A 17,815-nucleotide genomic window follows, 5' to 3' on the forward strand; every position below is an offset into this window, starting at 1 on the left:
CGCAAAGACAGTGAAGATCACTCTTGACACCACGTTCAACGGGTCACTCGGTCAGGTCACCCTCAGTCAAGCGGTTCAGCAGCTCCGGGAACGCGACCTCGCCTGCACCGTCCCCGCCGACGCCGTCGAGCGCAAGGTGACCGTGTTCGCCCGCTGCGTGGAGCGCGGGTTCACGCCGCTCCGCAGCGAGATCATGGCCGCCTACTACGTGGCCGAGCGCGACGCCACCACCGAGGCCTTCGACCGCGGGCTGATCACCCGGGGCGAGCTGGAGAGCCGCCAGGCGCAGCTCACGAGCCTGCTTCTCAGCTGAACTTGCTGACTTTTTCCCAACATTCCGCCATAAGGTCGAGGCGCTCGACCACCGGAGTCCTTAAGGTCGTGTCCACTGCCCGTTCACGGATTGGACACTGGTGTACCGCGACATCGTCGACTTCGCCTCCAGCACGCCCGCGTGGCTGCACACGCTCGCCGAGGTAGGGACCGACGCGGGGTTATTCCTGTTCGCGGCGCTGTTCGTGCTGGCGTTCCTGCGCGCGTGGCGGGCGCCCGCGCGTGATCTGGCCCTGGTCATCGCCGGGCCGGTCGGGATCGTGCTGGCGTACGTGCTGAGCGAGGTCGTCAAGGTCCTCGTACGCGAGGACCGGCCCTGCCGGGGCGTGACCACGACCATCGCGGCCTGCCCGCCGGCCACCGACTGGTCCTTTCCCAGCAACCACTCGGTGATCGCGGCGGGCGCGGCGGCCACGCTCGTGCTCGTCTGGCGCGCCCTCGCGTGGCTGGTCGTCCCGCTGGCCGTCGTCATGGCGTTCTCGCGGGTGTTCGTGGGGGTGCACTACCCGCACGACGTGATCGCGGGCTTCCTGCTCGGAGCCGCGCTCGCGCCGCTGTTCGCCTTGCTGGTGGTGGGGGCGTTCACCCCTGCCGTACGTCTGGTGCGAACGCGTCTGTCGCCGCGATGAGCTGGTCCAGGATGCCGGGCTCGGTGTAGGCGTGCCCGGCGTCGTCCACCACGTGGAACTCGGCCTCCGGCCACGCCTGGTGCAGGTCCCAGGCGGTGGCCATGGGGGTGCAGGCGTCGTAGCGGCCCTGGACGATCACCGCGGGGATGTGGCGGATCTTGTCCACGTCCCGGATGAGCTGTTCGGGGCCGAACCAGCCGCCGTGGGTGAAGTAGTGGTTCTCGATCCTGGCGAAGGCGACCGCCAACCGGTCCTCGCCGAACTCGGTCACCAGGGCGGGGTCGGGCCGCAGCGTGATCGTCCCGGCCTCCCACTGGGCCCAGGCCTTGGCCGCCGCGAGCCGGGCCGCGTCGTCGTCGCCCTCCAGCCGCCTGCGGAAGGCCGCGAGGAGGTCGTCGCGCTCCTCCTCAGGGATCGGGGCCAGATAACGCTGCCAGAGGTCGGGGAACAGGAAGCCGGCCCCCTCCTGGTAGAACCAGCGCAGCTCCTGCGGGCGCAGCGTGAAGATGCCGCGCAGCACCAGCTCGCTCACCCGCTCCGGATGCGTCTCCGCGTAGGCGAGCGCCAGCGCGCTGCCCCACGAGCCGCCGAACACCTGCCACCGCTCGATCCCGAGGTGCTCGCGCAGCCGCTCCATGTCGGCCACCAGGTGCCAGGTGGTGTTGGCCGACAGGTCGGTGGCCGGGTCGCTCGCGTGCGGCGTGCTGCGGCCGCAGTTGCGCTGGTCGAACAGGACGATCCGGTAGCGCTCTGGGTCCCACTGCCGCCGGTGCTTGGCGCTGCACCCGCCGCCCGGCCCGCCGTGCAGCATCACGGCCGGCTTGCCGTCCGGGTTTCCGCAGGTCTCCCAGTAGATCTGGTTGCCGTCGCCGACGTCGAGCAGTCCGGAGTCGTAGGGTTCGATGGGCGGGTACAGGGTTCTCATGGGCTCTGATCCTGCCGCATCCGCTACTGGGCCCACTTCTACTGGGCCCACTCGTGGCGGGTCAGGAAGGACCGGTCGCCGGTCGCGTACTCGCGGAAGGCCCGGCGCACCTCCTCCAGCTCCGCCACCGTCGTCCTGACCAGCGTCCCTTCCTTGTACTCCAGCTCGTAGCCGGGCGACACCTGGATGAAGTGCCGCCCGAAGTTCACCAGCGCGGCGAACGGGTTCTGCGCCGACAGCGTGCCCAGCACGTCGTCGACCAGCCCCAGGTCCGGATCGTGCACGATCATCCCGTCGCCGGTGTGCAGCTGCATGCCCTCGTACACGCCGAGCGGCGCGACGTTGTGCACGAGGTCGCGCTGCGGGTCGTAACACACCAGGCCGTGCGCCCGCGCGATCGCGAAGACCTGTGCGGACACCTCGTCCATGCTGTCGAGGTCCATGGACACGAGCACGTGACCGTCCGGGTAGAGCCGGACCTCACCGGGCAGCTCCTTGACGACCTCGGGCACCACGCCTGATCCGTCGCCGGGCTCGGCGCGCTTGACCGCCAGGTAGGTGGCGCGGGCCTGATCCCTGCCGATCGGCTCCGGCTCGTCCCAGACCATCAACTCAACGCTCATCTGTCCATCTTGTCGGACCCGCTTCGCGGCCCGCGCGCGGCTACACCGGTTTTTCCGAGTTCGGCACCAACTCCACGGTGCAGTTGGCGCACCGTCGCGCCTCCACGGGGATCTCGCTGAGGCACTCGGGGCACTCCTTCGTCGAGGACTTCTTGTCCCGCTCCACCCACCGGATCAGCCGCGTCATCGGCGCCACCACCAGCCAGTACACGATCGCCGCGATGATCAGGAACGTGATGAGGTGGTTGAGGAAGTCGCCGTACTTGAACACGCTGCCGTTGACGGTGAAGGAGTAGTTGGCGAAGTTCGGCTGCCTGCCGCCGGTGATGGCGCCGATCAGTGGGGTGATCAGGTCGGTGACCAGCGCCTGGACGAGCCCGCTGAAGGTGGCGCCGACGATCACCGCCACCGCCAGCTCGACGATGTTGCCACGGAGTAAGAACTGCTTGAAACCGCCCATGAGGTCGGCATATTGCCCGGGTGCGCGAGCTGAAACCCGATCGCCCCGGATTCGGGCCCGTGAGAACGTCGAGGCCGGTCAGGCCCCGGGGGCGAGCCGTTCGAGGTCGAAGCGCCCGTCCTTCACCCCGCGGATGAAGTCGGACCATTCGTCGACCGAGAACGGCAGGACGGCGCCGTTGGCGTCCTGGCTGCCCCGCACCCAGACCTTGCCGTCCAGCACGGCGACTTCGACGCATTGGCCGCCGTTGCAACTGTGCCAGTAGGCATGGTCGAGAGCAGGCGAGCGAGTCATGCACTACCTCCTGGGGGTCGGCTGTAGAGGTATTGCGCCGTCGGGCATTTTACCCCGAATAAGGGAGGCGAATTCATGGGCCGGTGACCGGGAGTGGGGACGGGTGTCAAAAGTGACGGGCGGCCACCCCTGAGGTGACCGCCCGGTGATATCGCGCTCTCAGCCCTGATGCGTTCCCTTGATGCGTCCGAGGAAGGCGTTCCAGGCGCTCGTCTCGAAGACAATGACCGGGCCATCAGGGTTTTTGTTGTCGCGGACGCCTACGGTGTCGGCGGAGAGCAGGGCTACCTCGACACAACTACCACCGTTGCAGAAAGACGAAGCTCGCCAATGGCGGATTGCGTCAGAGTGTGGCCGGGTGGACATTCTCTCCTCCGTGCACTATCAAGAGCGCTGCGACGTTCCGAATAATTTCGGGCACGACCAGTACGCGGTAAGGAAGACGCCCTTAGGCGTCTCAAGTGTCATGCATAGAGTGGCACTTCCGTCTGGCAATTGCCAGAGGAGCGCGGGCAAGGAGTTTCGAGTTGGACCGTTATATGGTTCTATGAGAACTTTGTCAGCATTTCTGCGACGCGGTTCAAGGACTCCTGGAAACCCAGTGCCTCAGCCCTCAAGTGGTCGATGACTTCCTCGAAATGCCTAATCGTTTTGTCGCTTTCGAGGTAGAAAAGACCCATCTGGTGTTCTACGAAGACGGTGTCTGCGATGTCGGAGTTTCGGCCGAATTCCAGGAAACGGAACGGGCTGTCGAAGCCCATGTGCGCCCCCGAGGTGAAGGGGATGACCTGGATGCGGACGTGGGGCAGCTCCGCGAGCTCGAGAATGTGCTGGAGCTGGGCCCGCATGACCTGCCCGTTGCCGACGTTGCGGTGGAGCACCGATTCGTCGAGGAGCACCCAGTAGCGTGGCGGGTCGGCCCTGAACAGCAGCTCGCTCTTGCGTTTCCCGCGCGCCTGGACCCGCTCCTCCAGGATGTCGGGCGCGATGCGCGGCAGCCAGCCGCGGATGACCGCCCGCGCGTAGTCCTCGGTCTGCATCGGCCCCGGCACGAGCTGGATGACGTACTCGGTGATCGCGGTCGCGCCGGCCTCCAGGCCCAGCATGGGCGCGAACTTGACGTCTTCGAGCGTCTGCCACCATTCCTTCTGGCGGGCCTCCCTGGCCAGGGTCATCAGCTCGGTCATCTTGGGCTCGGCCAGGCCGTAGAGCCGGCACAGGTCCCGGACGTCGCGCAGGCTGGCGGGACGCTGGCCGCGCTCGATCCTGCTGATCTTGGTGGGGGAGCAGAGCAGCTGTTCGGCGACCTCCGCCGCGCTGAGCCCCTTCTCGTGGCGCAGCTCGCGCAGGCGCATGGCCAGCTGGCGCTGCCTGAGCGTGGGGTTCGGGAAGGCCATCGCACCCCTTTCGAGGAGCAGCTCCGAGAAGCGGCGGAGGGTTTTACCGCGATCATACCCACCGTTTTCATGATCCAACGTTAGGTAAACGTCACCGGCACGTTCGTATGGCAATTGCCATCTGCAGGTGGCTTTCTGGCCGAAGCAGGGTAAACCTTCAGCGGGCTTACCAGGAAGGGGCGATGACGAAGATCAGAAGCAGCTTCTCGAAAATGCCGCGACCACATTTGTCCCGGACGACCCATGAGAGCCGCCCGGGACGCCGGGCTGGGACGTGACTTGCCGCGTTTCCCAGTCAGCGATCATCCGCTCCTGCCAGAGCACTGGATGATCTCCCTCCGATTTTAGCAACTTGACCGACAATTCGCCGGTGACGTTCACCCGCGTGAGTCCGGGTGCGTATGCCCGCGGGGGGCGTACGAGGGCCCGATGAGCGGCGGAGGCGGACGACGGGGTCCGTCTCCGGCCGAGTCCGCAGTCTGCCCTGGGTGCTACCACCAGGCGCCAGTCGAGAGGCCGCCGGGGTAGGGGGCCCGCCTGGGGTGGGCTGTGAAAGTGAGCCGCCTCCGGCAACCGCGCCGCCGGAGGCGGCTCACTCATGTCCGGGTCGCGCCCGAAGAGGACAGCCCGAGAGGACAGTGGATGACTGGGATGACTGGAATGTCCGGGATCGGGCAGTGCTGGCCCGGCTGCTTGTCGGGTGACGCGGGGGGAACAGAACATGGGGAGAGACCGCAAGGGAGCCTCGATGATCGAAGTCTGGCCGGGAGACCCATATCCGCTCGGGGCGACCTATGACGGCGCGGGGACGAACTTCTCCCTCTACACCGAGGTCGCCGACAAGGTCGAGCTGTGCCTGTTCGACGACGACAACGTCGAGTCGCGGGTGCCGCTCACCGAGGTGGACGGGTTCATCTGGCACGGCTACCTGCCGGGCATCGGGCCGGGGCAGCGCTACGGCTACCGGGTCCACGGGCCGTACGAACCGCAGCACGGCCTGCGCTGCAATCCGAACAAGCTGCTGCTCGACCCGTACGCGATGGCCATCGAGGGCGACGTGAAGTGGCACGAGGCGGTGTACGGCTACCGCTTCGGCAGCCCCGACACCCGCAACGACATGGACTCGGCCCCTTACGTCCAGCGCTCGATCGTCATCAACCCGTTCTTCGGATGGGGCCACGACCGGCCGCCCGCGACGCCGTACCACGACACCGTGATCTACGAGGCGCACGTGCGCGGGCTGACGATCAGCCACCCGAAGATCCCGGAGCACCTGCGCGGCACGTACGCCGCCCTCGGCCACCCGGAGATCCTCGACCATCTCACCAAGCTCGGCGTGACCGCGCTGGAGCTGATGCCGGTGCACCAGTTCGTGACGGACCACATCCTGGAGGATCGCGGGCTGTCCAACTACTGGGGCTACAACTCGATCGGCTTCTTCGCCCCGCACAACCGCTACTCCAGCCAGGGGCAGCGCGGCGGCCAGGTGCTGGAGTTCAAGGCGATGGTGCGGGCGCTGCACGAGGCGGGCATCGAGGTGATCCTCGACGTGGTCTACAACCACACCGCCGAGGGCAACCACCTGGGCCCCACGCTGGGCTTCCGCGGGATCGACAACGTCAACTACTACCGCACCGTGGACGACGACAAGCGCTACTACATGGACACCACGGGCACCGGCAACAGCCTGCTCATGCGCTCGCCGCACGTGCTCCAGATGATCATGGACTCGCTGCGCTACTGGGTCATCGAGATGCACGTCGACGGCTTCCGCTTCGACCTCGCCTCCACCCTCGCCAGGGAGCTGCACGAGGTCGACCGGCTGAGCGCCTTCTTCGACCTGGTCCAGCAGGACCCGGTGCTGTCGCAGGTCAAGCTGATCGCCGAGCCGTGGGACGTCGGCCCCGGCGGCTACCAGGTCGGCAACTTCCCCTCCCGCTGGACGGAGTGGAACGGCCGCTACCGCGACACGATCCGCGACCTGTGGCGGGGGCAGCCGGCCACGCTGCCGGAGTTCGGCTCCCGCTTCACCGGCTCCAGCGACCTCTACCAGGACGACAGCCGCCGCCCGGCCGCCTCGATCAACTTCGTCACCTGCCACGACGGCTTCACCCTCCAGGACCTCGTCTCGTACAACCACAAGCACAACGAGGCGAACAAGGAGGGCAACCGCGACGGCACCGACGACAACAGGTCCTGGAACTGCGGCGAGGAGGGCGCGGCGGGCATCGCCGTCGAGGCGCTGCGCGAGCAGCAGAAGCGCAACTTCCTCACCACGCTGTTCCTGTCGCAGGGCGTCCCGATGCTCTCCCACGGCGACGAGCTGGGCCGCACCCAGAAGGGCAACAACAACGGCTACTGCCAGGACAACGAGCTGACCTGGGTCGACTGGTCGGACGTGCGCGAGAACTGGCTGCTGCTGGAGTTCACCCAGCGGCTCGCCGAGCTGCGCAAGAAGCACCCGGTCTTCCGCCGCAGGAGGTTCTTCTACGGCAAGCCGGTACGCGGCCTCAACGACATCGCTTGGCTCACCCCGTCAGGGGAGGAGATGACGGACGGCGACTGGAACGTCGGCTACGCCAAGTCGCTCGCGGTCTTCCTCAACGGCGAGGCCATCACCGAGCCCGACCGGCGCGGCCGGCCGATCCGCGACGACTCCTTCCTCCTGCTGTTCAACGCCCACCACGACACCATCAAGTTCACGATCCCCAAGGACTACGGCGAGATGTGGCACACGGAGATCGACACGGCAATGCCGATCATGCTCGACGTGCGGATCTGCCGCGGCGGCGAGGCGATCGAGGTCCCCGGCCGGAGCGTACGGGTGCTGCGCCGTGTCTAGGCGGCCGACCTCGACGTACCGGCTGCAGCTGACCCCCGACTTCGGCTTCGCGGAGGTGGCGGGGATCGCCGGCTACCTGCGCGACCTGGGCGTCAGCCACGTCTACCTGTCGCCCGTGCTGGAGGCGGCGGAGGGGTCGCGGCACGGCTACGACGTCACCGACCACTCCAGGATCCGGGAGGCGTTCGGCGGGGCGAGCGGGTTCAGGGAGATGGCGCAGGTGCTCGCCGCGCACGACCTGGGGGTGGTGGTCGACATCGTCCCCAACCACATGAACACGGAGAACCCCGCGTTCTGGTCGGTGCTCAAGGACGGCCGCGACTCGCCGTACGCCGCCTGGTTCGACGTCGCGTGGGACGAGGACGGCAAGGTCGCGCTGCCGGTGCTGGGCGACGACACCGAGCCGGTCGTGGACGGCGACGTGCTGCGCTACCACGAGCACACCTTCCCCCACCCCGGCCACTACCGGCTGGTCGACTGGCGGCAGGGCCCCGGCTACCGGCGCTTCTTCGACGTCTCGACGCTCATCGGGCTGCGCGTCGAGGACCCTGCGGTGCTGTTCGCCACGCACGAGGTGATCTTCTGGCTCCTCGACGAGGGGCTGGTGGACGGGCTGCGGATCGACCACCCCGACGGCCTCGCCGACCCGCGCGGCTACCTGGAGCGGCTGCGCGCCCGTACCGGCGAGAAGACCTGGACGGTCGTCGAGAAGATCCTCATCGGCCCCGAGCGGCTGCCCGCCGACTGGCCCTGCGACGGCACCACCGGCTACGAGGTGCTCAACCGGGTCAACGGCCTGTTCGTCGATCCGGAGGGCGGGGAGGCGCTGGTCCGGCTGTTCACCGAGCTGACCGGGCAGCCCGCCGACTACCGGCAGGTCATGCAGGAGTCCAAGCGCGAGGTGCTGGAGCTGTTCTTCCGCCCCGAGGTCGAGCGGCTGGCCAGGTCGGCGGGCTGCACGCCCGAGGCGGTGCGCGAGCTGCTGGCCGCGATGCCGGTCTACCGCGCGTACGTGGTGCCCGGCGAGCCGCCGCCCCCCGAGTCCGTCGAGATCGTCGAGCTGGCCGCCGCGTCCTGCTCGGCGGAAGACGTCGGGCCGCTGGTCCACGAGGTGCTGTACGGCTCGGCGGAGACGATCACCCGCTTCCAGCAGGCGTGCGGCCCCGTCATGGCCAAGGGTGTGGAGGACACCGCGCTCTACCGGTGGTTCCCGCTGGCCTGCCTCAACGAGGTGGGCGGGGAGCCGGACGTGTTCGGGACGTCCGTGGAGGAGTTCCACGAGTTCTGCGCCGGGATGCTCCCGTACACCATGACCACGCTCTCCACGCACGACACCAAACGCTCCGAGGACGTCAGGGCGCGGCTGTCGGTGCTGTCGGAGCTGCCGGAGGAGTGGGCCGACGCGGTCGGGCAGTGGTCGGCGGCCGTCAGCTTCGACCCCCACCTCGACTACCTGGCCTGGCAGAACCTCATGGCCGCCTGGCCGATCTCGGCCGAAAGGTTCACGGACTACCTGCTCAAGGCGGCACGGGAGGCCAAGACCAGGATCTCGTGGGTCGCTCCCGACCCGGCGTACGAGCGGGGGCTGCGCGAGTTCGCCGAGGCGGCGGTGCGGCTGCCGATCGGCAAGTTCACCGAGCGCATCGAGCCGTATGCGATGTCGAACTCGCTGGGCGCCAAGCTCGTGCAGCTCATGATGCCCGGCGTGCCCGACGTCTACCAGGGCAACGAGAAGAGCGACTTCTCGCTGGTCGACCCGGACAACCGGCGTCCCGTCGGCTTCCCCGCCGAGCCCGCCACCCGATGGGACGAGGCCAAGCTGCTGCTCACCCGGCAGGCGCTGCGGCTGCGGCGGCGGCTCGGGGGAGGGGCGGCGTACCTGCCGCTGGAGGCGGACGGGCCGGCGGCGGAGCACGCGGTCGCCTTCGCTCGCGGCGAGGACGAACGCGGGCTGCCCCGGGCGGTCGCCGTCGCCACCCGGCTGCCGGTGCGGCTGGCCCGTACGGGGTGGGGCGGCACGACGCTCTCCCTGCCCCCGGGGACATGGCGCGACCTGCTCACCGGCGCTGTCCACACCGGCCGCGTCCCGCTCGCGCACCTGCTCGGTCAGTATCCGGTCGCACTGCTGGAGAGACATGATCTTTGAGGTCTGGGCGCCGGACGCCACGACGGTTGAGGTGGACGTGCGGGGCTCACGCCGGCCGATGTCCCCCGGGGCCGGCGGCTGGTGGTCGGCGGAGGTCGAGGGGGCGGAGCACGGCACCGCGTACGCGTTCATGGTGGACGGCGACGGGCCCTACCCCGACCCGCGCTCGCGCCGGCAGCCGGACGGCGTCTTCGGGCCGAGCGCGGTCTACGACCACGCCAGGTTCACCTGGTCGGACCACGACTGGAAGGGGCGGGACCTGCGCGGTTCCGTCATCTACGAGCTGCACGTCGGGACGTTCACGCCGGAGGGCACGTTCCACGCGGCGATCGAGAAGCTGGACCACCTCGTCGAGCTGTGCGTCGATCTCGTGGAGATCATGCCGGTCGCGCCGGTGCCCGGCGGGCGCAACTGGGGGTACGACGGGGTCGACCTCTACGCGGTGAACGAGACGTACGGGGGGCCCGACGGGCTCAAGTCGTTCGTGGACGCCTGCCACCGGGCGGGGCTCGGCGTGATCCTCGACGTCGTCCACAACCACCTGGGGCCGTCGGGGAACTTCCTGCGCCCGTTCGGACCGTACTTCGCCGGCTTCCCCGGCAGCTACTGGGGCGAGGCGGTCAACCTGGACGGGCCAGGCTCCGACGAGGTGCGGCGCTACTTCATCGGCAACGCGCTCCAGTGGCTGCGCGACTACCACGTGGACGGGCTGCGGCTCGACGCCGTGCACGCGCTGCACGACGCCCGCGCCACGCACCTGCTGGCCGAGCTGGCCGCCGAGGTGGACGCGCTGGCCTGCGCCGCCGGCCGGCCGCTGACGCTGATCGCCGAGTCCGACCTCAACGACCCGCGCATGGTGCTGCCGCTGGAGGCGGGCGGGCTCGGCATGAACGCGCAATGGGACGACGACGTCCACCACGCGCTGCACTGCGCGGTCAGCGGCGAGAGCCACGGCTACTACGAGGACTTCGCGGGGCTGCCCGCGCTGGCCAAGGTGCTGACGGGCGGGGTGCTGCACGACGGGACGTACTCCAGCTTCCGCGGGCGCTCCCACGGGCGGCCGTACGCGGGCGTGCCCGGCCACCGGCTGGTGGCCTGCCTGCAGAACCACGACCAGATCGGCAACCGGCCGCGCGGCGACCGGCTCCCCGTCGCGGCACTGAAGCTGGGGGCCGGGCTGCTGCTGACCTCGCCCTTCACGCCGATGCTGTTCATGGGGGAGGAGTGGGGTGCGCGCTCCCCGTTCCTGTTCTTCTCCGACCACGTCGAGCCCCGGCTCCGGGAGCGCGAGGCGGAGCGGCGGGAGCGCGAGTTCGACGGGTTCGGGTACGTGTGGGACGCCCCCGACCCGTCGGACGAGGAGACGTTCCTGCGGTCCAAGCTGGACTGGACCGAGCTCAAGGAGGAGGCGCACTGGTCGCTGCTGTGCTGGTACCGCGACCTCATCGCCCTGCGCAAGGCCCTGCCCGAGCTGTCGGACCCGCGGCTGGAGCGGGTCAGGGTGGACGTGGATCCGGGCGGGAAGTGGCTGGTCATGTGGCGGGGGGAGCTGGCGGTCAGCGTGAACTTCGCGGAGGAAGCGGTGAGCGTGCCGGTGGCGGCGGGGGCGGTGCTGCTGGCGTCGGACGATCCGGTGCGAGCGGACGAGGACGGCCGCCTACACCTCCCGGGCCAGTCCCTGACCATCACCCGCCCCGACACGGCCTGACCCGATACGTCCTGAGCCTGGCGCCCCCTGTCTTTCGTCCGGAGACGGAGCTGGGCCGCTGAGCTGGGACCTTGGCTTTGGGTCCCAGCCCTGGGTCCCAGCCTTGGATCCCAGCCTTGGATCCCAGCCTTGGATCCCAGCCTTGGATCCCAGCCTTGGATCCCAGCCTTGGATCCCAGCCTTGGATCCCAGCCTTGGATCCCAGCCTTGGATCCCAGCCTTGGATCCCAGCCTTGGATCCCAGCCCTGGATCCCAGCCCTGGATCCCAGCCCTGGATCCCAGCCCTGGATCCCAGCCCTGGATCCCAGCCCTGGATCCCGGACCTGGGCCCCAGACCTGGAGCCTGACTCTGGCCCCGATCCGGCCTCCTGACCTGGGCCCTCGACCTGGGTTGCTCACGCGCGCACGTAGGGCCGCCTGGGGCGCGGGCCCCGCACATGCGGTTGTGGAGTCTCTCGCCTGTCCACAGGCTGGGGCCGCGATGCCACCGTCATCCACAGAATCCCGTTCGCCGCCCCGCGGCCCGGCCTCCGTCCCCGATCCTGGGTCCCGCAATCACCCGCAGGGAACCCGATCCGAGGACCACGACCATGAGCCACGGAGGCCACCCCATGAAGATCGTCCTTCCGCTGCCCCGCACCCTGACATCCCGGTTCGTCATCGCCGTGGCCCGGCTTCCGGCGGACCCCGGCACGCTCGTGCCCTGGGGGATCGCGCCGGCGCATCGCAGGGCGGCGCTCGCCGCGATGGGCGCCGGCCTCCTGACCATCACCCGGCACGCCACCCCATGGAGACCGGCAGGGGCGACCCTCCCCGCCGACCACCTGCGGCGCCTGCGCCGCACCATGGCCCACCTCGTGGTCGCCGCCACCGCGCCTCCGCACCGCCTGCCCGCCATCGCGCAGACGGCCCGCGCGGTCGCCCGGGCCCTCGCCGATGCCTGCGACGGAGTCCTGATCGACCCTCTGACCGGCGCCTCCGTACCCACTCGTGGACGGCGTGCCGACGAGCCGCCGCGCTTCGACCTCGGCGACGACTGGCTCGGCTGGGACGTTCAGGTGCATGACGCCGCGACCTGTCCGCCGTGGGACCCCGCCGACACGGCCGGTTGCGACTGCCTCCGTATGACCTCCCGCGGCCTGCGCAGGTTCGCGCTGCCCGAGATCACCCTCGACGGCGCGGCCTGCGCCCACAGCCTGTGCGCCACTCACCTCCTGCGCACGGTCGCCCACCACCTGGTCGCCGACCAGCTCGCCTACCTCGCGGCCCATCCCGGCGCCCCGCACCGCCGCCTCGACGACTTCCTCCACATCCGGCCGGAGGGCACGGGCGCGCCGTTCGGCGTCCGACTGACCCCGTACGACGCGGGCCAGGGCGAGCTCGGCCGCAGCGGCAGCATCCGCCGCCTCAAGGTCGGCCCGGCCCCAGGCGCCGGGCAGGTCACCTGCCTCAAGGTCGGCCCACCCTCGGGCTTCACCGGCTCGGTCAACGCCTGGCTCTGCGCCACCCGAGGCGCCCACCACGCCACGCTCACCTCCACCCCCACCCTGGCCGCCGCCTGATCCTGCCCGAGGTCGGTTTAGCTCGTAACCCGCCGCGAGGAGCCGCTGCGCACCGGCTCCGAGGAGCTGCTGCGCACCCGCTGTGAGGAGCTGCTGCACACCTGCCCGCGGGGAGCTGCGCACCCGCTGTGAGGAGCTGCTGCACACCTGCCCGCGAGGAGCTGCGCACCCGCTGTGAGGAGGTGCTGCGCACCTGCCGCGGGGGCTACTGCGCACCCGCCGCAGGGAGCTGCAGCGCACGCACCCGCCCCGAGAAGCTGTCCTCGCCTATCACCGCCTGGGCGAAACCCTGAGTGACCCACCCGCCGTGCTGGCCGCGTCATCCGCATGAGGATCACCGGGCTACCGAGGGATGAGCCTTGCGGCCTGAAGTGGAGTGGCTGGACGGCGCTTGAAGAACGACTGACTACTGCCGCCGCTGGGTGGGATCAGCGGCTGAGGATGGTGCGCAGGACCTGCTCCAGCGTGGCCAGGGGGTCGTCCACCATGGACGGGGATCGCCAGGCGACGTACCCGTCCGGGCGGACCAGGACGGCGCCGTCCCCGTTGACGCCGTACCGCTCCCGCCAGCACCCCTCCACGTCCCGCAGTTCCTCGCCCACCAGCAGGCGGGTCAGTTGCACCCCGAGCCGTTCCTTCGCCATGCGCCCGGCGTCCATCCAGGCGTGACCGCCCTGCCTGTCGGCCATCAGGACGAAGCCCGAGCCGAACAGGTCGATGGTGGAGATGCGCTGGCCCTCCCAGTCGAGGATCACGTGCGGTGCCCGGCTGCCGGGCCGGCCGTTCGGTACGCGGGGGTCCTCCATGATGGAGCCGTCGTCGCCGGGCTCGTCCAGGATCGCCGTGGAGTGGTAGCGGTGCCCGATCAGGGCGCCGACCGGGTCGGCGAGCGGCTCCGGGTAGCCGACGCGGGCCGCCGGCGGCATGCGTACGCCGAGGTTGGCGAGTTGCGCGTCGGCGGTCAGCGCGCCGATGGGGCGGCGCTCGGCGTCGTACGTGTCGAGGAAGCCCGGTCCGGCCTGGCCGGTGACGACGAGCCACAGCCGCCAGGCGAGGTCGGCGCCGTCCTGGAGGGCGGTGCTGCCGCCCTGGCCGCCGGTGGGCGGCATGGTGTGGGCGGCGTCCCCGGCGAAGAAGACCCGGCCGGCGCGGTAGGTGTCGGCCAGGATGTGAGCCAGCCCGAACGTCGTACGGTCCAGCAGTCGCACGTCGAGGCCGGGACGGCCGGTCGCGACGCGGACGAGCTCGACGCAGCGCTCGTCGGTGAAGTCGGCCTCGGTCTGGCCCTCGGTCAGGTTGACGCCGAGGACGTGCGCGCCGACGCCGGTGCCGGTCACGATGACGCCGGTGAAGACGTCGTTCTGGAGATACCAGAGGGTGACCTCGCGCTCGCGCACCAGGCCGCCGAGGTCGGCGTCGAACATGATCGAGCACATCTGGCCCAGCTCGCCCTTGCCCGAGGTGGGCACGCCGAGGGCGCGGCGCAGAGGGCTGCGGTAGCCGTCGGCGGCCACCACGTAGTCGGCGCGGACGAGCCGTTCCTCGCCGTCGCCGGTGCGGATGCGGGCGGTGACGCCGTCCTCGTCCTGGTCGAGGGAGCTGAGCTCGGTGGAGAAGCGCAGGTCGGCGCCCAGCTCCTCGGCGGCGTGACGGAGCACGCGCTCGATCTCGGCCTGGGGCGCGCCGATCTGGGCGGCCGGGGTGACCTTGCCGAGGAAGCTCATGTCCTCGTCCTCGCTGGCCATGATCATGTGAGGGGCGGGGTCGGTCAGGCTCTTGGCGATGGCGATGCGCATGTCGTCGCCGATGCCGGCCCAGATGCCGGACAGGGCTTCCTCCACGCCCGGCACGGGGCGCAGCAGCTCCACGGCGCGCGGGCCCACGCCGAACGCCTTGGGCTGGATGGACGTGCTCGGATGCCGTTCGACCAACATGACCGGCACCTCCCGCCAGGCCAGGAGCATCGCCGCACTCAGCCCCGCGTATCCCCCGCCGACCACAAGGACCGGCACTCGCTCCTGCTCCATTGCTCTCCACCTCCGGTGACGCGTACTATCGCGTTTGTGGCGAGCGACACGATATGTCGCGTCCGCGAAGCCGGTCAAGACATATCGCGAAACTGGGGAGTGAGGTCTTCGTACGGCCGCTACGGGCGGGGCCGCGGAGTCGGGGAGTGGAGCGTGAGGGCCAGGGCGACCGCCGACAGAGCGGCGAGCAGGCCCCACGCCGGCGCGAACCCGTGGGAGACGTCCTTGAGCAGGCCGAGAGCGGGTGGGGTGAGGATGATGGCGATCTGGTTGACGGCCATCGCGGAGCCGAGGGCGAACCCGGTCCTGCCCGGCGGCGCCGACTCGGCCAGGTGGGCGACCCAGGGGCCGTACCAGCCGATGCCGAAGAACCCGAGCCAGACGAACAGGAGGGAAGCCGCGACTGGGGATTGCCCGGCGGGGGTGGTGAGCGCGACCAGGCCCATGATCACCGCGACCAGGCAGGCCAGCACCGAGGAGTAGCGGTCGGATCGGTTGAATCGGCGGTGGCGGTCGGCGGAGGTGCCGGGTCGGCTGCGGTCGCTCCAGGCGGCCAGGCAGATCCGGCCGGCCGCGCCCGCCGCCTGCACGGCCACGAAGACGAGGGCCGCCGTGCCGGGTGCGAGGGACGCCGTCTCGTGCAGGTGCAGCACGGTCAGAGCACCGATGCCGCTGTGTACCGCCACCAGGCTCGTCCCGGACACCAGGATCCTGACCATGGCCGGCTCCCGCAGCAGACGCAGCCGCCCAGAGGACTCGGGCACGCGGGACCGCGATCCGGGCCGCCCTGAGGAGCGTGGACCGGGCCGCGGTTCGGGTGACGGCGGGGGAAGATCACCGGCGCTGGTGCTGGTGCCGTCACCGGTGCTGGTGCCGCTGGTGCTGGCGCCGCCGCCACTGGTGCTCGTGCCGGCGCGGGCTTCGGTGGCAGCGTGCGTGCGCGCGTGGGTGTGGTTGTGAGTGATGTGGGTGTCAGCGTGAGCGTGGATGTCGGTGGAAGTGTGGGCGTGGAGGTCAGACGGGGTCTGGGTTTGGGTGTCGGCGTGAGGGTGGATGTCGGTGGAAGTGTGGGCGTGGATGTGAGGCGGGGTCTGGGTTTGGGTGTCGGCGTGAGGGTGGATGTCAGTGGGAGCGTGAGCATGCATGCCATTGGGGGTGTCGGTTTGGGGGTTGGTCGGGGGGAAGGGTGGGCGGCGGCAGAAGGCTGTGAAGGTGATCGCGCCCAGGGACGCGACCGCCGCCCCCACCACCAGCGTCGCCCGCCACCCGGCCGAGGCGGCCAGCGCGGGCAGTACGGCCGCCGCGAGCACACCCCCCAGCGGCAGGCCCGCCTGCCGGATGCCCATGGCGAGACCCCGCCGGGACGTGTCGAACCAGGACGCCACCGACTTGCTGCCCCCGGGCTGGACGGTGCTGTATCCCGCGCCCACGACCAGGAGGACGAGTAGCAGGGCCGCGTACCCGGGCGCGAGGCTTCCCACCGCCAGGCTCGCGGCCACCACGCACGCGCCCGCCCCGACGACCCAGCGTTCGTCGTAGCGGTCCAGCAGTTCTCCGGCGACCAGCAGGCCCGCCAGCGGCGCCAGCTGGGCGGCCGAGAGGAGAAGGCCGAGCTGGGCGGTGCTCAGGTCCAGGTCGTCCCGCAGGTGTACGCCCATCGCCCCGATGCCCTGGACGAAGAAGCCGGAGGCGGCCTGGGTGAACGTGGCGGAGGCCAGCACCACCCACCGGTACCGCCCGGCATGCCACCCGGCACCTCCAGCGTCGACCGTCTCACGGGAGGCCAGGGCGGGAGTGGGGGAGGAGCCGGCGGGTGGGTCAGTGGGCGCGGGCTTCGTCATGCACGCGAGCCCGATACCAGGCAAGGTGCCGGACGGGCAGGCCGGTGGGTCCGTATGCCGGTGTGGTGTGTCATGGCGTCAGCCTGATGTAATGGCCTTATGCATCTCAACCCTTACGGCGAGGATGCCGTCAAGCTGGCCGCCGACCTGGCCAACCGCCGCCCCACGACGCCCGCGGAGCTGGCCGGCCGCTGCCGCGAGGCGGGCATGGTGCTGGAGCGCCCGGTCACGCCGGACGATCTGGTCCGCGTGCACGCGGTCCTGGACGCCTGGGAGAAGGTCGTCGACACCGGCGACGAGCACGAGCGTGCCACGCTGGTCAACCGCATGCTGGCGGAGTCGGCCGCTTACCCCCGCATGACCGACCACGCGGGTGACTGGCACCTGCACTACCGTGACGACCGGCAGCCGCTCGGCGCGGTGCTGTTCGCGCTCATCTCCGTGGGCACCGCGCTGCACCTGGTGGGACGGGGCATGCACCGGCTCAGGCGGTGCGCGGTCGGCGAGTGCGCGGCGATCTTCGCCGACACCTCGCGCACCGGCCGGCAGCGCTACTGCTCGCCGCGGTGCGCCAACCGCGACGCCGTACGCCGCCATCGCGCGAGCCGCACGGCATCTGGCACCTGACCGCGCGAGCCGCACGGCACCCGGCATCCGGCCGCGCGAGCCGCACGAGCCCTGGGACCGAGCGTCAGGACAGGTGGCGTTCCAGGGACTCGATCTTGGTCGTCATGCCGTCCGTGACCCCTTCGCGCAGGTCGGCCTTGAGCACCAGGCTCACCCGGGGCGCGACCTCGGCGACGGCGTCCACGGCCCGCTTGACCACGGCCATGACCTCGTCCCACTCGCCCTCGATCGTGGTGAACATGGCGTCCGTGCGGTTGGGCAGGCCGCTGTCGCGGACCACCTTGACGGCGCGGGCCACCGGCTCGGCGACCCCTTCGCCGACGCCCAGCGGGGTGATGGAGAATGCGACGATCACGAAGCTGATCCTAGCTGAGCAGGAGAAAGGCCGGGAGAAGCGAAA

At 70.2% G+C, this 17,815-nt stretch carries 16 protein-coding genes; 7 read left to right on the forward strand and 9 right to left on the reverse strand.

Annotated elements, in window-relative coordinates; translation table 11 throughout:
- Positions 1-10 precede the first annotated feature (10 nt).
- On the forward strand, positions 11-313 hold the full coding sequence (locus ACBR40_RS22480; protein WP_344209562.1) for a hypothetical protein: 303 nt from the start codon (positions 11-13) through the stop codon (positions 311-313).
- Positions 314-413: 100 nt separating this feature from the next.
- Complete coding sequence (locus tag ACBR40_RS22485) at positions 414-962, forward strand: phosphatase PAP2 family protein (RefSeq protein WP_329584161.1); 549 nt, start codon at positions 414-416, stop codon at positions 960-962.
- Here the strand turns inward: ACBR40_RS22485 and pip are convergent.
- The 6 genes from pip to ACBR40_RS22515 form a co-directional block, all read right to left on the reverse strand.
- Positions 916-1,887 carry a prolyl aminopeptidase gene (gene pip, locus ACBR40_RS22490; protein ID WP_371250009.1) on the reverse strand — a complete coding sequence of 324 codons (972 nt, stop codon included), beginning with the start codon at positions 1,885-1,887 and terminating at the stop codon, positions 916-918. The genes ACBR40_RS22485 and pip overlap by 47 nt on opposite strands.
- Positions 1,888-1,925: 38 nt before the next feature.
- Positions 1,926-2,510, reverse strand: coding sequence for a hypothetical protein (locus ACBR40_RS22495; protein WP_344209555.1), 585 nt, complete (start codon positions 2,508-2,510; stop codon positions 1,926-1,928).
- 40 nt (positions 2,511-2,550) lie between these two features.
- Positions 2,551-2,970 (reverse strand): large conductance mechanosensitive channel protein MscL, encoded by a 420-nt coding sequence (mscL, locus tag ACBR40_RS22500; protein ID WP_344209553.1) that lies wholly within the window; start codon positions 2,968-2,970, stop codon positions 2,551-2,553.
- Positions 2,971-3,048: 78 nt separating this feature from the next.
- Positions 3,049-3,264 (reverse strand): DUF397 domain-containing protein, encoded by a 216-nt coding sequence (locus ACBR40_RS22505; RefSeq protein ID WP_344209551.1) that lies wholly within the window; start codon positions 3,262-3,264, stop codon positions 3,049-3,051.
- A gap of 159 nt (positions 3,265-3,423) precedes the next feature.
- Positions 3,424-3,630 carry a DUF397 domain-containing protein gene (locus ACBR40_RS22510; protein ID WP_344209548.1) on the reverse strand — a complete coding sequence of 69 codons (207 nt, stop codon included), beginning with the start codon at positions 3,628-3,630 and terminating at the stop codon, positions 3,424-3,426.
- Between the two features lie 179 nt (positions 3,631-3,809).
- The gene (locus tag ACBR40_RS22515; RefSeq protein WP_371250010.1) at positions 3,810-4,739 is read right to left on the reverse strand and encodes a helix-turn-helix domain-containing protein; all 930 of its coding nucleotides are present in this window, start codon (positions 4,737-4,739) and stop codon (positions 3,810-3,812) included.
- A gap of 670 nt (positions 4,740-5,409) precedes the next feature.
- Between ACBR40_RS22515 and glgX the strand changes: the two genes are divergently transcribed.
- From glgX to ACBR40_RS22535, 4 genes are all read left to right on the forward strand, one after another.
- Positions 5,410-7,503 (forward strand): glycogen debranching protein GlgX, encoded by a 2,094-nt coding sequence (gene glgX / locus ACBR40_RS22520; protein ID WP_344209544.1) that lies wholly within the window; start codon positions 5,410-5,412, stop codon positions 7,501-7,503.
- Positions 7,496-9,649 (forward strand): malto-oligosyltrehalose synthase, encoded by a 2,154-nt coding sequence (gene treY / locus ACBR40_RS22525; protein ID WP_371250011.1) that lies wholly within the window; start codon positions 7,496-7,498, stop codon positions 9,647-9,649. Before glgX ends, treY begins: the two co-directional genes overlap by 8 nt.
- Positions 9,639-11,357 (forward strand): malto-oligosyltrehalose trehalohydrolase, encoded by a 1,719-nt coding sequence (gene treZ / locus ACBR40_RS22530; RefSeq protein WP_371250012.1) that lies wholly within the window; start codon positions 9,639-9,641, stop codon positions 11,355-11,357. Before treY ends, treZ begins: the two co-directional genes overlap by 11 nt.
- 612 nt (positions 11,358-11,969) lie before the next feature.
- Positions 11,970-12,920 (forward strand): hypothetical protein, encoded by a 951-nt coding sequence (locus tag ACBR40_RS22535; protein WP_371250013.1) that lies wholly within the window; start codon positions 11,970-11,972, stop codon positions 12,918-12,920.
- A 428-nt stretch (positions 12,921-13,348) separates the two neighbouring features.
- On the opposite strand, the gene ACBR40_RS22540 is transcribed toward ACBR40_RS22535, so the two are convergent.
- Positions 13,349-14,947 carry an FAD-dependent monooxygenase gene (locus ACBR40_RS22540; RefSeq protein WP_371250014.1) on the reverse strand — a complete coding sequence of 533 codons (1,599 nt, stop codon included), beginning with the start codon at positions 14,945-14,947 and terminating at the stop codon, positions 13,349-13,351.
- Positions 14,948-15,066: 119 nt separating this feature from the next.
- Complete coding sequence (locus ACBR40_RS22545; RefSeq protein ID WP_371250015.1) at positions 15,067-16,788, reverse strand: MFS transporter; 1,722 nt, start codon at positions 16,786-16,788, stop codon at positions 15,067-15,069.
- Between the two features lie 99 nt (positions 16,789-16,887).
- On the opposite strand from ACBR40_RS22545, the gene ACBR40_RS22550 reads away from it, so the two are divergent.
- Complete coding sequence (locus ACBR40_RS22550) at positions 16,888-17,415, forward strand: CGNR zinc finger domain-containing protein (protein WP_371250016.1); 528 nt, start codon at positions 16,888-16,890, stop codon at positions 17,413-17,415.
- A 64-nt stretch (positions 17,416-17,479) separates the two neighbouring features.
- On the opposite strand, the gene ACBR40_RS22555 is transcribed toward ACBR40_RS22550, so the two are convergent.
- The gene (locus ACBR40_RS22555) at positions 17,480-17,770 is read right to left on the reverse strand and encodes an MTH1187 family thiamine-binding protein (RefSeq protein ID WP_344209530.1); all 291 of its coding nucleotides are present in this window, start codon (positions 17,768-17,770) and stop codon (positions 17,480-17,482) included.
- Between the last annotated feature and the right edge of the window lie 45 nt (positions 17,771-17,815).

It is taken from the genome of Nonomuraea sp. AD125B (assembly GCF_041402765.1).
Taxonomy (GTDB): Bacteria; Actinomycetota; Actinomycetes; order Streptosporangiales; family Streptosporangiaceae; genus Nonomuraea; species Nonomuraea bangladeshensis.